The sequence below is a fragment of the Fictibacillus phosphorivorans genome, from assembly GCF_001629705.1.
Classification (GTDB): Bacteria; Bacillota; Bacilli; order Bacillales; family Fictibacillaceae; genus Fictibacillus; species Fictibacillus phosphorivorans_A.
In genome coordinates this window covers 1595712-1610257 of record NZ_CP015378.1, presented here as the reverse complement: position 1 = coordinate 1610257, position 14546 = coordinate 1595712, and the positions used below count along the sequence as shown (strand labels likewise).

15 protein-coding genes and 1 other annotated feature are annotated in these 14546 nt (G+C 39.4%); all 15 genes read right to left on the bottom strand.

Annotation, left to right across the window (positions count from 1 at the left end; translation table 11 throughout):
* Positions 1-119: 119 nt before the first annotated feature.
* On the bottom strand, positions 120-1439 hold the full coding sequence (locus ABE65_RS08275) for a solute carrier family 23 protein (protein WP_066393492.1): 1320 nt from the start codon (positions 1437-1439) through the stop codon (positions 120-122).
* Positions 1440-1617: 178 nt separating this feature from the next.
* Complete coding sequence (pyrR, locus tag ABE65_RS08270) at positions 1618-2160, bottom strand: bifunctional pyr operon transcriptional regulator/uracil phosphoribosyltransferase PyrR (protein ID WP_066393489.1); 543 nt, start codon at positions 2158-2160, stop codon at positions 1618-1620.
* 193 nt (positions 2161-2353) lie between these two features.
* Complete coding sequence (locus tag ABE65_RS08265; protein WP_066393486.1) at positions 2354-3268, bottom strand: RluA family pseudouridine synthase; 915 nt, start codon at positions 3266-3268, stop codon at positions 2354-2356.
* On the bottom strand, positions 3255-3740 hold the full coding sequence (gene lspA, locus ABE65_RS08260; protein ID WP_269148796.1) for a signal peptidase II: 486 nt from the start codon (positions 3738-3740) through the stop codon (positions 3255-3257). The genes ABE65_RS08265 and lspA overlap by 14 nt, the downstream gene beginning before the upstream one ends.
* Before the next feature lie 342 nt (positions 3741-4082).
* A complete protein-coding gene (gene ileS, locus ABE65_RS08255; RefSeq protein ID WP_066393481.1) occupies positions 4083-6845 on the bottom strand; it encodes an isoleucine--tRNA ligase in 2763 nt (920 codons plus the stop codon).
* A 96-nt stretch (positions 6846-6941) separates the two neighbouring features.
* Positions 6942-7167: a binding site (T-box leader), on the bottom strand.
* 45 nt (positions 7168-7212) lie between these two features.
* A complete protein-coding gene (locus tag ABE65_RS08250; RefSeq protein ID WP_066393478.1) occupies positions 7213-7716 on the bottom strand; it encodes a DivIVA domain-containing protein in 504 nt (167 codons plus the stop codon).
* A 76-nt stretch (positions 7717-7792) separates the two neighbouring features.
* Entirely contained in the window at positions 7793-8566 is a 774-nt protein-coding gene (locus ABE65_RS08245; RefSeq protein ID WP_066393475.1) for a YlmH family RNA-binding protein, read from the bottom strand.
* A gap of 9 nt (positions 8567-8575) precedes the next feature.
* A complete protein-coding gene (locus tag ABE65_RS08240; RefSeq protein ID WP_066399941.1) occupies positions 8576-8851 on the bottom strand; it encodes a YggT family protein in 276 nt (91 codons plus the stop codon).
* 25 nt (positions 8852-8876) lie between these two features.
* Positions 8877-9299 (bottom strand): cell division protein SepF, encoded by a 423-nt coding sequence (locus ABE65_RS08235; RefSeq protein WP_066393473.1) that lies wholly within the window; start codon positions 9297-9299, stop codon positions 8877-8879.
* 12 nt (positions 9300-9311) lie between these two features.
* Positions 9312-9992 (bottom strand): YggS family pyridoxal phosphate-dependent enzyme, encoded by a 681-nt coding sequence (locus ABE65_RS08230; RefSeq protein WP_066393471.1) that lies wholly within the window; start codon positions 9990-9992, stop codon positions 9312-9314.
* A gap of 8 nt (positions 9993-10000) precedes the next feature.
* A complete protein-coding gene (pgeF, locus tag ABE65_RS08225; protein WP_066393469.1) occupies positions 10001-10822 on the bottom strand; it encodes a peptidoglycan editing factor PgeF in 822 nt (273 codons plus the stop codon).
* Positions 10823-10895: 73 nt separating this feature from the next.
* Positions 10896-11180 (bottom strand): YlmC/YmxH family sporulation protein, encoded by a 285-nt coding sequence (locus tag ABE65_RS08220; RefSeq protein WP_066289211.1) that lies wholly within the window; start codon positions 11178-11180, stop codon positions 10896-10898.
* A 91-nt stretch (positions 11181-11271) separates the two neighbouring features.
* The gene (gene sigG / locus ABE65_RS08215; RefSeq protein ID WP_066240567.1) at positions 11272-12054 is read right to left on the bottom strand and encodes an RNA polymerase sporulation sigma factor SigG; all 783 of its coding nucleotides are present in this window, start codon (positions 12052-12054) and stop codon (positions 11272-11274) included.
* Positions 12055-12175: 121 nt separating this feature from the next.
* On the bottom strand, positions 12176-12898 hold the full coding sequence (gene sigE / locus ABE65_RS08210; RefSeq protein ID WP_137789730.1) for an RNA polymerase sporulation sigma factor SigE: 723 nt from the start codon (positions 12896-12898) through the stop codon (positions 12176-12178).
* A gap of 111 nt (positions 12899-13009) precedes the next feature.
* Complete coding sequence (spoIIGA, locus tag ABE65_RS08205) at positions 13010-13921, bottom strand: sigma-E processing peptidase SpoIIGA (RefSeq protein WP_066393463.1); 912 nt, start codon at positions 13919-13921, stop codon at positions 13010-13012.
* Between the last annotated feature and the right edge of the window lie 625 nt (positions 13922-14546).

Here is a 14546-nt window from a genome sequence, read left to right as displayed (position 1 = left end):
CCTTTTGACATAAAAATAGCACCCTGAAAAAGTTTTCAGGGTGCTCTTAACAGAAGAAGAAAATGGTTCCTCTCTTGTCGTCACCCTTTTAAGTCTCTCGTACTTAGTTAAAAGGTGTTTTATGCGGCTGTGTCGTTATCGTTTGTTTTAAACATTTTGTTTATCAGATCTTTGTCGTTCTCTCGCCCTGGGAGCACCAAGTTTAAGACGATACCGATAAGCGTCGCTAATGCCATACCTGCAATCTCAAAGTTCGCACTAATCTTTAATGCTGCTCCACCTATACCTGTTACTAAGATCACGGACGAGATGATCAAGTTTCTTTTGTTTCCAAAATCGATATTGTTGTCTACTAACATGCGTAAACCTGATGATGCGATGATTCCGAATAATAAGATGGATACCCCCCCCATGACCGCTGTTGGAATAGTACTGATCAGTGCTGTAACTTTTCCAGAGAATCCGAACAGTATAGCTGTTACCGCTGCTCCTCCGATCACGAAGACCGAATAGACGCGAGTGATCGCTAACACACCAATATTCTCACCATACGTTGTTACAGGAGGTCCCCCGATTAATGAACCAATGATTACGCCCATTCCATCGCCTAGGATCGAGCGATGAAGGCCTGGCTTTTCAATAAAGTTTCGACCGACTACTTTTGAAAGCACGAGTTGATGTCCGATATGTTCTGCTATCGTAACCGCAGCCACTGGCATCATTATCATTGCGATGCTCCACGTAAAGTCAGGTGTATAGTTTACAAATGGTACGAAGAAATCAGGAGCTTGAATCCATTTCGCTTCTGCTACTTTTGAAAAATCTACGATTCCTCTAAAGTAGGCAAAGGTAAAGCCTGCTATAATTCCGATCAGAATCGGGATGATTCCTAAAATTCCTCTGAAGAAGATCGAGCAAACGATGGTTACTGCAAGAGTAAATAATGCTACCGTAAAGTGCATCAAGCTATATTTTTCTGTTGCCGGATCGTTCATCGCCATACCCACTGCTACATTTGCTAATCCTAAACCGATTACGATGATAACCGGACCGACTACTACAGGTGGCAACACTCTCATCAGCCACTTAAAACCAAACCCTTTGATCAAAAGAGCTACTACTCCGTAGACCAAACCTGCTAAAAAGCTTCCTAGCATGGCTGCTTCTGGTCCTCCAAAAGCTTTTACCGTTAAGATCGGTGTGATAAATGCAAAACTTGATCCGAGATAAGCTGGAATCTGTCCTTTTGTTACGAGTAGATAAGCTAATGTTGCAAGTCCACTTGAAACGAGAGCTACACCTGGATGAAGACCCACTAAGAACGGTACTAATACGGTAGCACCGAACATGGCGAACAGGTGCTGCAAGCTCAACGTTAACCACTGAACGGGTGATGGTTTATCATGTACATCTAAAATCGCTTTTGTCTGGTTTTCCATAACTATTGACCTCCTGATTGGTAACACGTTGGTTTTGCAAAGGTATTTATCGCTCTTTGCTATAAAAAAAACCTCTTCTGCTTTTGCAAAAGAGGCCGCGGAGGCACAAGTGTACACGGATCGTCTCACTTGATATATACCTCCCTTGCCAGCCTCTCTGGACTGAATTTAAAGGGACTTATTTAGTTGTTGAGATAGATACCTCATCGAATCCGTCCACTTCAATTAAAGAAGCGGAAATGATCTCTTCACTTGATGTTGGAACATTCTTTCCAACATAATCGGCTCGAATTGGAAGCTCTCTGTGTCCTCTGTCGATGAGAACCGCTAGCTGTATATTAGAAGCTCGTCCTAGATCCATGATGGCATCCATTCCTGCTCTAACTGTTCTTCCTGTATAAAGAACATCATCTACTAGAATGATTTTTTTGTCTGTCACTTCAACCGGAATATCCGTCCCTTTTACTTCAGGTTCAGAATTGTCAGTTTTGATCTTAAGATCATCTCGGTACAATGTGATATCAATGACCCCTACTGAAACAGCATTCCCTTCGATCTGTTCGATGCGTTCAGCAAGACGCTTTGCAAGAAATTCACCACGGGTCTTTATGCCAGCTAATACGATGTCTGTAACTCCCTTATTACGCTCAATAATCTCATGCGCGATTCGAGTAAGTGCTCTTCTGATTGCTTGGTCATCCATTAATACGGTCTTGGACATAACTAACCCTCCCTCTAAAACTTGTTTCCTTTAACCGTTAATTCCAAAAAAAAATCCTCCCGTCACATGACGAGAGGATAGAGAAATCCTAAAACAAGAATTCTCATGAATAACGTTTCCTTCTCAGCCTCACGGGACTAAAGTTAAAGGACTATTTAAGTTACATTGATTATGACAAACCCTTAAACGTTTGTCAACTTCTTTTCTCTAACAAATCTAAAAGATCCATCATATCAGCTGGGATCTCTCGCTCAAATTCCATATATTCACCTGTCGATGGATGATCGAACCCTAAAGTTTGTGCATGAAGCGCTTGACCTTCGATCTGCAGGGTCTTTGAAGGGCCATACTTCGGATCTCCAGCTAATGGGAATCCAATATATTTCATATGAACACGAATTTGGTGTGTACGACCTGTTTCAAGTTGACATTCAACAAACGTATAATTTGTAAAACGTTTGATCACATTGAAATGTGTAACAGCATCTCGGCTGTTTTCATCGGTTACAGTCATTTTTTGACGATCACTTTTGTCTCTTCCGATTGGAGCATCAATCGTACCTTGGTCGTGTGGCATCACGCCATGAACGATCGCTTTATAAACACGAGTTGTTGTTTTTGCTTTAAGTTGATTCACGAGAGATTCATGAGCCTTATCGTTTTTTGCGACCATTAATAATCCAGATGTATCTTTATCAATGCGGTGGACGATTCCTGGACGAAGTACACCATTGATTCCAGAAAGGTCTTTACAATGTGCCATAAGACCATTAACTAGTGTTCCACTATAATGCCCAGGTGCTGGGTGAACGACCATCCCGCGTGGCTTATTTACCACTAGTACATCAGAATCTTCATACACGATGTCCAGATTCATCTCTTCTGGTACAACATCTAATACTTCAGGTTCTGGAATATCAATCTCGATAGCATCTCCAGCTACACATTTATAATTAGACTTTACGGGTTTTCCTTCTAACAATACGATCTTATCTTTGATCCAGTTTTGAATCTGTGAACGTGACCAATCATCTTGTACATCAGATAAAACTTTATCAATACGGTTTCCTGCTTGTTCAGGAATTACCGTATATTCAAATTTGTTCATTTTCTGGCTCCTTCTTTTTGCTTTCCATAAAACTTTGAATAAAAATCAAACCAACACCTACAACGAGTGCTGAGTCAGCCACATTAAAAATCGGGAAGTCATAGCTGCCGATATAAACATTTAGAAAATCAACAACTTCTCCGCGAAGCAAACGATCGATAAAATTACCAATAGCTCCTCCTAATACTAGAGCAAGCGCCGTTTTAAGGAGTGTATCATGTGCGTGTTTTTGTAGGTAGTAAACTACTGCACCCACAACAATAACGGTAATTATGATAAAAAAGTATCGCTGATCTTGGAGAATACCAAAAGCGGCTCCCCTGTTTCGGTGAGAGGTTATGTAGAATACTTGATCAATAACAGAAATAGATTGCCCTAATTCCATATTCTTTACGATTAGCCACTTCGTCACTTGGTCGATTACCAAGATGAACAAAGCTACAAGATAATAAAACAATAGAACTCCTCCGATACAGAAATTAATGTCTTTATGAATTGTAGCACAGCCATCGGACGTTCTACAATTTAATTTGTGCCTAACATCAATGAAGTACACCACAACAAACAAAAATCCCGCAAAATGCGGGATTTGTTTTTTGGGGTATTTTCTAAAATGGAATGCACTCTAGCTCATTCACTTCACAGTCAAGTTGATTGGAGTGTAAGATGCGAGACTCCTGCGGGACAGGTAGGCAAGTGAGACACTTATACGAGAAACGTACGAATGTGGCTCACTGCCTGCCCCGCGGAAAGCGAGCATCTGAAACGGAAATCAACCACTAACAAATAATAACTTTGAATATGAAAACAGCTTTTAAGCGTAGTGCTTTTCAACGATCTCCGCGCAGCTTGCACAAAGTGTTGGATGGCTCTCGTTCTGACCAACATCTTCAGAAACAACCCAGCAGCGTTCGCATGTTTCACCTTCTGCAGAGCTAACCGAAACAGCAACATGCTCATAGACTCCTGCAGATTCTGGAGCTTCTGACTTTACTCCTCCAACCACAGCTTTAGAAACGATAAAGAGCTTATTTAAGTCCTCCACTGATTCTAACCATGGTTTTAATGATTCTGTTGGATAAAGAGTGATGGAAGCCGTAAGTGACTTACCAATTGTTTTTTGGCTTCTTGCTTCTTCAAGTGCTTTTAATACTTCATCACGAACATCCATGAATACATCCCAGTCTTTTTCAAGCTTTTCTGTACCTTGGTAGTTCTGCACTTCTGGCATTGTTGTTAATTGAACACTCACTTCATCAACACCCGGAATGTATTCCCATACTTCATCAGCTGTATGAGAAAGTACTGGAGCAGAAAGTTTTGTAAGAGCCATTAAGGATTGATAAAGCACAGTTTGAATGCTACGGCGTTTATGATCGTCCTCTGCTTGAATGTATAGCGTATCTTTTGCCATATCGAGATAGAATGAACTCAACTCGATCGTACAGAAGTTGTGAATCGTATTATATACCGTGATAAACTGATATTCTTCGTATGCTTTTTTTACTTTGGCTACTACTTTATCAAGTTTAACCATCATGTATTTTTCTAGATCAGGCATATCTTCAAACTTCACAGCATGCTGATTCGGATCAAAACCATGCAGGTTACCTAACAAGAAACGAAGCGTATTTCGGATCTTTCTGTATACTTCGGCTACTTGTTTTAAGATATCGTCTGATACACGTACGTCAGATTGATAATCTACAGAAGATACCCATAAACGGATGATATCAGCACCAAGTTGCTTCATCACTTTGATCGGATCTAATGTATTACCGATTGACTTACTCATCTTACGTCCTTCTCCATCTAGAACGAAACCATGGCTTAAGACTGCTTTGTAAGGAGCTTTTCCAGTGATCGCAACAGATGTAGAAAGAGAAGAGTTAAACCATCCACGGTATTGGTCAGAACCTTCAAGGTATAAATCTGCAGGTCTTACTAAATTTTCTCTCTCTTCAAGAACACCCCAGTGAGATGTACCTGAATCAAACCACACATCCATGATATCCGTCTCTTTAGAGAAACGGCCATTCGGACTATGAGGAGAAGTAAATCCTTCAGGAAGTAAATCTTTTGCTTCTCTTTCAAACCAAATGTTTGAGCCATGCTCTCTGAACAATTCAACAACATGACCGATCGTTTCTTCTGTAAGAATTGCTTCACCATCTTCACCATAAAAGACAGGAATTGGAACACCCCAAGCTCTTTGGCGGGAAATACACCAATCTTCACGGTCTTTGATCATGTTGTGTAAACGTGTTTCGCCCCAAGTTGGAACCCAGTTTACTTCTTCGATCGCGCGCAGCATATCTTCACGGATTCCTTTAATAGATGCAAACCACTGTGCAGTTGCACGGAAGATTACTGGCTTTTTCGTTCTCCAATCATGTGGATAAGAGTGAGTGATGAATGAAAGCTTCAGAAGTGCACCCTTTTCTTGTAATTGTTCCGTGATCGGCTTATTCGCTTCATCGTAGAACAATCCTTCAAAACCAGGTGCTTCTTTTGTCATAACACCTCTGTCATCAACAGGGCACAACACTTCAAGCCCGTAACGCTTACCAACTAGGAAGTCATCTTCTCCGTGACCAGGAGCTGTATGAACACAGCCTGTTCCTGCGTCTGTTGTAACGTGGTCACCAAGCATAACGAGTGAATCACGTCCATATAACGGGTGGCTTGCTACTGCATTTTCAATTTCAGCACCTTTGAAACGTTTAACAATTTCAGCTTGTTCCCATTCGAATTCTTTTGTAAGAGATTCTAATAGTGCTTCTGCAACAACGTATTTACCATTTTCCGTTTGAACAGAAACATAGTCTAATTCTGGATGAACAGAGATTCCTAAGTTTGCTGGAATCGTCCATGGAGTCGTTGTCCAGATTACAAGTTTCTCATCTGTATCAAGAACACCTTTTCCATCCTTAACATCAAAAGCTACATAGATAGAAGCTGAGCGTTTATCTTGGTACTCGATCTCTGCTTCTGCTAATGCAGATTCTGAAGAAGGAGACCAATATACAGGTTTTAACCCTTTGTAGATCAGATCTCTTTTAGCCATTTCACCAAATACTTCAATCTGTCGAGCCTCGTAACCTTTATCTAACGTGATATATGGGTTTTCCCAATCTCCACGAACACCTAGACGTTTAAACTGCTCACGTTGATGATCTACCTGCTTCAACGCATACTCTTCACAAAGCTTACGGAATTCTGCAACAGTTAATTCTTTGCGTTTTACTTTACCGCTTTTTGTAAGAGCTGTTTCGATCGGTAGCCCGTGAGTATCCCAACCAGGAACGTAAGGAGCATAGTGACCTGTCATCGATTTAAAGCGCACGATGATATCTTTTAAAATTTTATTCTCTGCGTGTCCGATGTGGATATCACCATTGGCATAAGGTGGTCCATCATGCAGGATAAACGGAGGTAAATCCTTCGTATTTTCTAACACCAAATTGTAGATGTCTAGTTCTTTCCACTTGTCTTGAACAACAGGTTCTCTTTGAGGAAGATTTCCTCGCATCGGGAACTCTGTTTTCGGCATTAATAACGTGTCTTTATAATTCATCATCTTTCCTCCTTCATTACGATAAAACGTGACAGATGACCAAAAAAAGTACCATGTGAAATCAAAAAAACCTTCTCGCCCCTACTGCATGCTAACAGTAGGGACGAGAAGGTTATCCCGCGGTACCACCCTAATAGGTTCGTAAATAAACACGAAACCCGCTTAGTCATCCGTAGCGTGGATGAAGCGCCTGAACTTACTACTTTTTTCAGTTCAGGAACTCAAGGGTGATCTTCGAATACTTCTCTATACTAGGCTCGCACCATTTCCTAGATCGCTTGAATAGATTAAAGTAATTTACTGTCCCCGTCTTCGTCACATATTAATCTTAGAAAAGTATATGCGATTTTTCAAAGTAATGTCAAGCTTACGACTTTACTTCTTGAAGTTCATAGCCTTCAAGATTATCTGGTGCATTCAAAGAATCCCAGTCATCGTTCTTTAACATTTCAAGTTGCGCTTCAATCAACATTTTGAAACGTGTTCGATAAACAGAAGACTGTTTCTTTAATTCATCGATTTCCATCGAGATCTTTCGAGATTTAGAAAGCGTTTCGTTAATGATTCTATCCGCATTTTTTTCAGCTTCTTTAACAATTAAACGAGCTTCTTTCGTAGCTGTTCGCTTTACTTCTTCTCCTGTTTCCTGAGCAATCAGAATCGACTTATTTAGAGTTTCCTCAATGTTTTTAAAATAAGAGATCTTTTCTTCAAGGTTCGCTACCGTTTCCTCTAGTTCTTTCTTTTCTCGGATCACTGTTTCATAATCTTTGATGACTTGATCTAGAAAGTCATTCACTTCATCTTCACTATACCCTCTGAAACCTCTTGTGAATTCCTTGTTATGAATATCCAGTGGTGTTAAAGGCACAACGGCCACCTCCATTGATGCATTATTTTTTACCTAATTTCGACAAATTTTCTGTCATTCCTTCTATTTAAGGAAATTATTTTAAAAGTCCGTAGCGGATGCGCCACTTCTCTTTCTTAGTCGTTCCCTCGATCGCGATCAGTTTACTCCTGCCAAATCCTCTTACAGAGAGCTCATCACCTTCCATCAATTCAGTTGAAACATGATCAACGATTTTGTGGTTGAGCTTAACTCGTCCTCCTTGTATCAAGGGAGAAGCTTTTGCACGAGACAGGTTGTACACCTCAGCGACAATCACATCAAGTCGTAGGGAAGACACAGTACCAGTCTTTTCGTGATATTCAGTCTTTACTTCTACTAATTCATCTTCTTGAATCGTATGTAGCTTAATACCTGTCTTGCCGATTTTCGTTAAGTTCAAATCGATAAATCCAGCGATCTCGGTTGCACAGATGAACTGTACACGATCTCCTGAAATTAAGATATCACCATACTTACCTCTTTTAACACCTATGTTCATTAAAGCACCCAAAACATCTCGATGTTCAATCGTAGAGAATTTAGCAGGATATTGAATGTCATAACAGACTAATTGAAAATCTTCATTTTGAGCAGTAAAATAATCCGGATAGATCAATGCTCTCTTCCGTTCAGAAAAAGAAGAGCCTCCCCATAAAGAGAGGCGAACTTCAGTATCGTTACCAATGATGTTTTTTACGATTTCTTGTTCTCTCGGATCAAGAAAGTCAGTCAATCTTGGACTATACCTCTCCAACACCTCCGACTTCCAGTTCAAAACCCGATCCACAAATTCATGCTCTTCTGGTCTGTAATGCTGATAGATACTCATAAAAAACTCCTACAGTGAACGAGCTACCATATCTGCAATCGCCGATACACCAAAACGAGCAAAGTGCAGTGCCATTAGAGCTACGATTGGAGAAAGATCAATCATGCCAAGAGGCGGAATAATCTTTCGAAATGGAGAAAGATATGGTTCAACTAGCCTAGCGATCACCTGACCGATAGATGACTCACGAGCGTTTGGAAACCAAGATAATAGTATGTACCCGATAATCATGTAGTAGTAGATCTGAATAAGAGTTAGTACTACGTCTTCAACTGCATAGATCATATTCAATAATTTTCACCTACCTGATTTAATCTTCTTCCATCATTTCTGAAATCGTTCCGGAAACATCAACATTTTCAGGAGTACATAAAAATGTATTCGGTCCCAACTTTTGAATGTCGCCACCGATTGCATAAACAGTACCTGATAAGAAGTCTACGATTCTTTTTGCTTGATCATGCGGAATTCTTTGTAAATTCATAACAACAGCACGTCTGTTCTTTAATTGATCCGCAATATCTTGTGCTTCTGCATATACTCGAGGTTCGACAAGCACAACTTTAACTTGTTGTTGAATACTTTGAAGACTCACCACGTTCGGTTTTCCTTTTTTCGTATGGGAAGGTGTGATTTCTTCTTCTTCAGGCATCGATTCTTCCTCATATTCCTCTTCATACTCATAATCGTCTTCCAGATCAAAGAAACGCTTGAATTTTGTTTTAATTCCCATCTGTACCACCTCCTAAAATTCTTTTCCTACTAAACTCGTCCCTACTCTAATAAATGTAGCACCTTCTTCAACAGCAATCGAATAATCGTTAGACATCCCCATAGATAGTTCAGTACATGGAGCATGAACCATTTTTTGTTTCTGTATCTCCAATTGAAGTTGCTTTAATGTTGAGAACACGTTTCTGATTAAGGATTCATCCTCAGTAAAAGGTGCCATAGTCATCAGGCCGACAACCTTTATACTATCGTAGTCCTTTAGTTTATCGACAAAAGCTACTACATCTTTTACTGGCAAGCCGTGTTTGGAATCTTCTTCAGCTACATTAACTTGAACAAAACAGGAAATAGTCTTAACTGCTCTTTTCTGAATCTCATTTGCTAAACTTAAACGATCTAATGAATGAATATAATCCACATGTTCAATCACGTCTTTTACTTTTCTAGTCTGCAAAGTTCCAATAAAGTGCCATTTTACAGGCAGGTCTTTCAGATATTCTTTTTTGGATAACAGTCCTTCTATTCTGTTCTCACCAATATGTTCGATACCTGCTAAGACTGCTTCTCTTGTTGTTTCGTTACTCACATATTTCGTCACAGCGATCAAATTAACGCCCTTTGAAGACCTGTTTTTTTTCTCACATGCGCTTTGTATTTCATTTAAAATGTACTCTTTGTTTTCTTTGATACCCAATTTCTTAATTAATCCCCTTTCCTGCCTATATAACTCATCATTCTTCCTGTCTTGCCCCTGTCTTTACGATGTGAAAAGAACACGTCGTTCTGACAGCTCGTACATTGATCGGAAACGATCATATTTTCAGGCAATACTCCAGCTCTTAAAAGAAGGACCTCATTCAATTTTTTTAAGTTTAATTGATAGTTTCCTGCTTCATTCTTCTTATACACCTTGTCTACATTATCTACGCCTAGCGCTATATTTACTTCATTTATCACTACATCATCTACTTCATAACAACATTGTCCTATAGAAGGACCAATCGCAGCTAATACCGACTTTACGTCAACATTCTCTTTATCTTGCCACATGGTGATCATTGATGGACCGATCTTCGCAACGGTTCCTTTCCACCCCGCATGTGCGAGTCCGATTAAGTTATCGTTGGGTGAATAAAAGTAGAGAGGAACACAGTCCGCATAAAGGGATGTTAAAAGAATATTTTCGTCTGATGTATATAATCCATCCGCATCTGGTATTGCTGTTTCGAAATCTAAAGCACCTAAACCTCTGTCTTCTTTCGTTATCTTTACAATATTTTTAGCATGAACTTGTTTAGAGCCTACCCAATTTTCAACTGAAAAACCGATCTCATCTGCAAATAATTTGCGGTTTTTTCGTACCATATCTGGATTGTCATTCACATGAAAGCCCATGTTCATAGAATGAAAGGGCATTGTACTATTCCCGCCCTCACGTGTTGTGAAACCAGCTATAAGATTAGAATTTATCTTTTGCCAACTCTGTATTGCAAGATGCTTTCCAGAGCGTTCAAATGTGTTCATCTGTATGTATTCCTCCTGGAAAGTTTTATCTTTATTTTACCACAATTTTAAGCAAGAAAGAAAAAAGAACCGTTTATTTCAATTGATCAAACGGTTCTTTAACATATTCATTTAGTTCGCTAGCTTCCATATGTCTAACAAGAATGACATCTGCACCGATCTTAACAATATTTCTCCAAGGAATCACGATGTCGTTCTCTCTAGCAAAAAAACCAAGCATCTTTCCAGCACCAGGGATGATGATCGCATCTATCTTACCTGTATTTAAGTTGATTTCAAGATCAGCTATATGACCGAGCTTTTTCCCATTTGCTACGTTAACCACATCTTTGACTTGAAAATCTGATATCTTATTCATCTAGGATCCCCGCCTTTCTTCTTTCAGTATATGAAGGACAAAGCTATTTCATGTTTCTGTCCAAAAATAAAAAAACCCGTGAAAACGGGTTTTAACTGCTTTGGATGTTTTTATTCATTTGAGAGATCGCTGCTTTTTCAAGTCTCGATACTTGTGCTTGTGATATTCCGATCTCATCCGCTACTTCCATTTGCGTTTTCCCTTGAAAGAATCGCATCGTTAAGATCATCTTTTCTCTATCATTCAAACGTCGCATTCCTTCTTTTAAAGCGATCTCCTCAATCCACTGCATGTCTTTTGCTTTATCATCGCTGATTTGATCCATCACAAAGATCGGATCACCGCCGTCATTGTAGATCGGCTCAAATAGTGAAACTGGATCTTGGATGGCGTCAAGTGCAAAGACCACTTCTTCTTTCGGTACATCTAGAGCTTCTGCAATCTGTTGTGCGGTTGGCTCCCGAGATAGTTTGTTCATAAGCTGATCTCGAACTTGCAGTGCTTTATATGCGATATCCCTTAAGCTTCTAGAAACTCTTATCGGGTTATTGTCTCGAAGATATCGGCGAATCTCACCAATGATCATCGGTACTGCATAGGTTGAAAACTTAACATTCTGACCTAGATCAAAATTGTCTATGGACTTCATCAGCCCAATACACCCTACTTGAAATAAATCATCTACGTGCTCTCCGCGGTTGTTGAACCGTTGAATGACACTCAGAACGAGTCTGAGGTTTCCGTTAACCAAAGTTTCGCGTGCATCAGGATCACCTTTATGCATTTTATCAAAAAGAATACGCATCTCTGGATTTTTTAAAACAGGAAGCTTTGATGTGTCAACTCCGCAAATCTCAACTTTATTTCTTGTCAAGTCTTTTCCCTCCTGCCGGGAGCTAATTTCAAATTAAGTATCACCGAACGGAGGGAAATTTATGCAATTGTCATTTTAGAGAAAATGGTAAAAACAATTCAAAACCTATATAGAATAAATGCTAAACCATTTTATTAAATTCTTTTTGAAGTCTCTTTATGATCCTTTTTTCTAATCTCGAAATATAAGACTGAGAAATACCGAGCATATCGGCCACATCTTTTTGTGTTTTTTCTTCGCCGCCAGAAAGACCGAAGCGAAGTTCCATGATTTGCTTTTCACGATCGTTCAATGTAAAAAGAGCTTTTAATAAGAGTTTACGATCTACATTAGCCTCAATTCTTCGTGTAATGATGTCGTCCTCTGTACCTAGAACATCTGAGAGTAAAAGTTCGTTTCCATCCCAATCCACATTTAACGGTTCATCAAATGAAACTTCTGAACGAGTCTTGTTGTTCCGGCGTAAATACATCAAGATTTCGTTCTCAATACACCTGGAAGCATAAGTGGCGAGCTTGATCTTTTTTTCTGGATTGAACGTGTTTACAGCTTTAATCAAGCCTATCGTTCCTATACTGATTAAATCTTCAATGTTAATCCCTGTATTCTCAAACTTTCGTGCAATGTAAACAACAAGACGAAGGTTTCTTTCGATCAAAAGAGATTTAGCAGCTTGGTCACCAGAAGGAAGCTTTTCAAGCAGAACCGCTTCTTCTTCTTTACTAAGTGGAGGCGGTAAGGCTTCATTTCCACCTATATAATAAATCTCATCTGACTTCAGCCCTAACTTAAACAGTAACTTATACCAATACATCGTCATCTTTAAACGCCACTTATTAAACATCATAACTCCCCTTCCACATGATCTTTATTAGTTGTTTTTCACAAATAACTATTGTTGAACATACTTTTAATGTGAATCAGGTACATTTTTTACGGATTTATCTATTGCCGTTTAAGACGCTTGTACATGTTGCATGGACATCTTAGGATGAACGATCGCATCAAACTGTCCTTCACTAGACAAAACAGTCCAACTCAAGCCTATGAGGCATTGTGGAGATGCAAAAGATACACCATCTTTTTCAATTTCAACGGTATCTGGTTTCAAACAAGCTAAAAACTGCTGATGTCCAACTGCACGGTACGGTACGACTCGAAGTCTATTCAGCCAAGGATGCTCATTATCATCGGTATTCATTGCTAGAACATCTTTGGCAGCGGTTCGGATAACTTCTGGAAATGAGTCACCGTGTTTGTTCATATCAAGAATCATAACGGGCATTTTAGAAATAGGATCATATAATTTATTTCCGGTATCAATAAGGCCATTTGCAGAAATTATAGTTTGATCAATTTTTATAGAAACTTTGACAAGACTGTTGGAATCCATTTTTTCCACAGAAATATCATCTACTCGTTTCTTTGAGAAGTACCAAAGAAGAGGAACACCCACTACAACAAACAGCCAGCTGACCGGGTCACCCATCCCTGAACTTTTTGTTGTGATAACACCATTCATAATCACAGCATCACTCTGCATAAAATAATGGAGACCGAAAATACCTCCACCCGTAACAAAAGAAACGAAATAAAACATGGCGATATTTTTCATGACAAATTTAAAACGCTTAAATCCAAAGGCCACAATCATGATGAAAACGGATAGGATAAATTTCATGACTGGTTGTGAAAATAACATAAGTTCTGGGAATATGACTAACAACACATAACTTGAAGCTAATAAAGAAGCAAATAGGATTCTCTTTTTCGATGCATTGCGCTTTAGCACATACGCTGTCAGAGAGATCAAAACATAATCAATGCAGAAATTAAGAAACCAAATGACATCCAAATAAAGGGTCATTGGTTTTCTCCTTTCTTAATTTTGAAATCAGTATAACGTATAGGTTGTTTGAAAGTCTGTCAGTTTATGAGAGAAGTAAAGTTCTTATTTTCTCTATTTTTGTCAAAATAACTTATATGTTAGATATACGCTTTTCGGACAAGAATATGACAAAATCTAAAACATTTTACGTTAGCTTTGTTGTTTTTGGAAGTGGTTAATTTCCGTTTCAGGTGCTCGCTTTCCGCGGGGCAGGCGGTGAGCCACATTCGTACGTTTCACGTATAAGTGTCTCACCTGCCCGCCTGTCCCGCAGGAGTCTCCCACCTTCCACTCCAATTAACTGTTCAATGAAGCATTTTATAAATCTCTCTGTAGCATCATTCTACTTGTCAATATGCCTGTTGTAGAAAAAGACAAGGGGAATAATTTTTTGAAAAGCTGTTTTCCATAGAGTTATTGCTTTAAATGTTTTATCTATTTTTATTCTCTTCCTTTGCATGTTGATGGGAGCGTATGGTTGCCGACTCCTACGGGACGAGCGGTCAGTACGAAATGTGGAAGTGGCTCGTTCAGCCCCGACCAGCAAAAGTTGAATGGGCTAGGAAGGCGCACTTTGCCTTCTTGACCGTTTAACTTTTGACCT

Coding starts and splice junctions, on each gene's coding strand:
- ABE65_RS08275 (WP_066393492.1), bottom strand. CDS start 1,439: ATGGAAAACCAGACAAAAGCGATTTTAGATGTACATGATAAACCATCA.
- pyrR (WP_066393489.1), bottom strand. CDS start 2,160: ATGTCCAAGACCGTATTAATGGATGACCAAGCAATCAGAAGAGCACTT.
- ABE65_RS08265 (WP_066393486.1), bottom strand. CDS start 3,268: ATGAACAAATTTGAATATACGGTAATTCCTGAACAAGCAGGAAACCGT.
- ileS (WP_066393481.1), bottom strand. CDS start 6,845: ATGAATTATAAAGACACGTTATTAATGCCGAAAACAGAGTTCCCGATG.
- ABE65_RS08245 (WP_066393475.1), bottom strand. CDS start 8,566: ATGAGTATCTATCAGCATTACAGACCAGAAGAGCATGAATTTGTGGAT.
- ABE65_RS08240 (WP_066399941.1), bottom strand. CDS start 8,851: ATGATCTATGCAGTTGAAGACGTAGTACTAACTCTTATTCAGATCTAC.
- ABE65_RS08235 (WP_066393473.1), bottom strand. CDS start 9,299: ATGGGAATTAAAACAAAATTCAAGCGTTTCTTTGATCTGGAAGACGAT.
- pgeF (WP_066393469.1), bottom strand. CDS start 10,822: ATGAACACATTTGAACGCTCTGGAAAGCATCTTGCAATACAGAGTTGG.
- ABE65_RS08220 (WP_066289211.1), bottom strand. CDS start 11,180: ATGAATAAGATATCAGATTTTCAAGTCAAAGATGTGGTTAACGTAGCA.
- sigE (WP_137789730.1), bottom strand. CDS start 12,898: ATGTTTAATAAGTGGCGTTTAAAGATGACGATGTATTGGTATAAGTTA.
- spoIIGA (WP_066393463.1), bottom strand. CDS start 13,921: ATGACCCTTTATTTGGATGTCATTTGGTTTCTTAATTTCTGCATTGAT.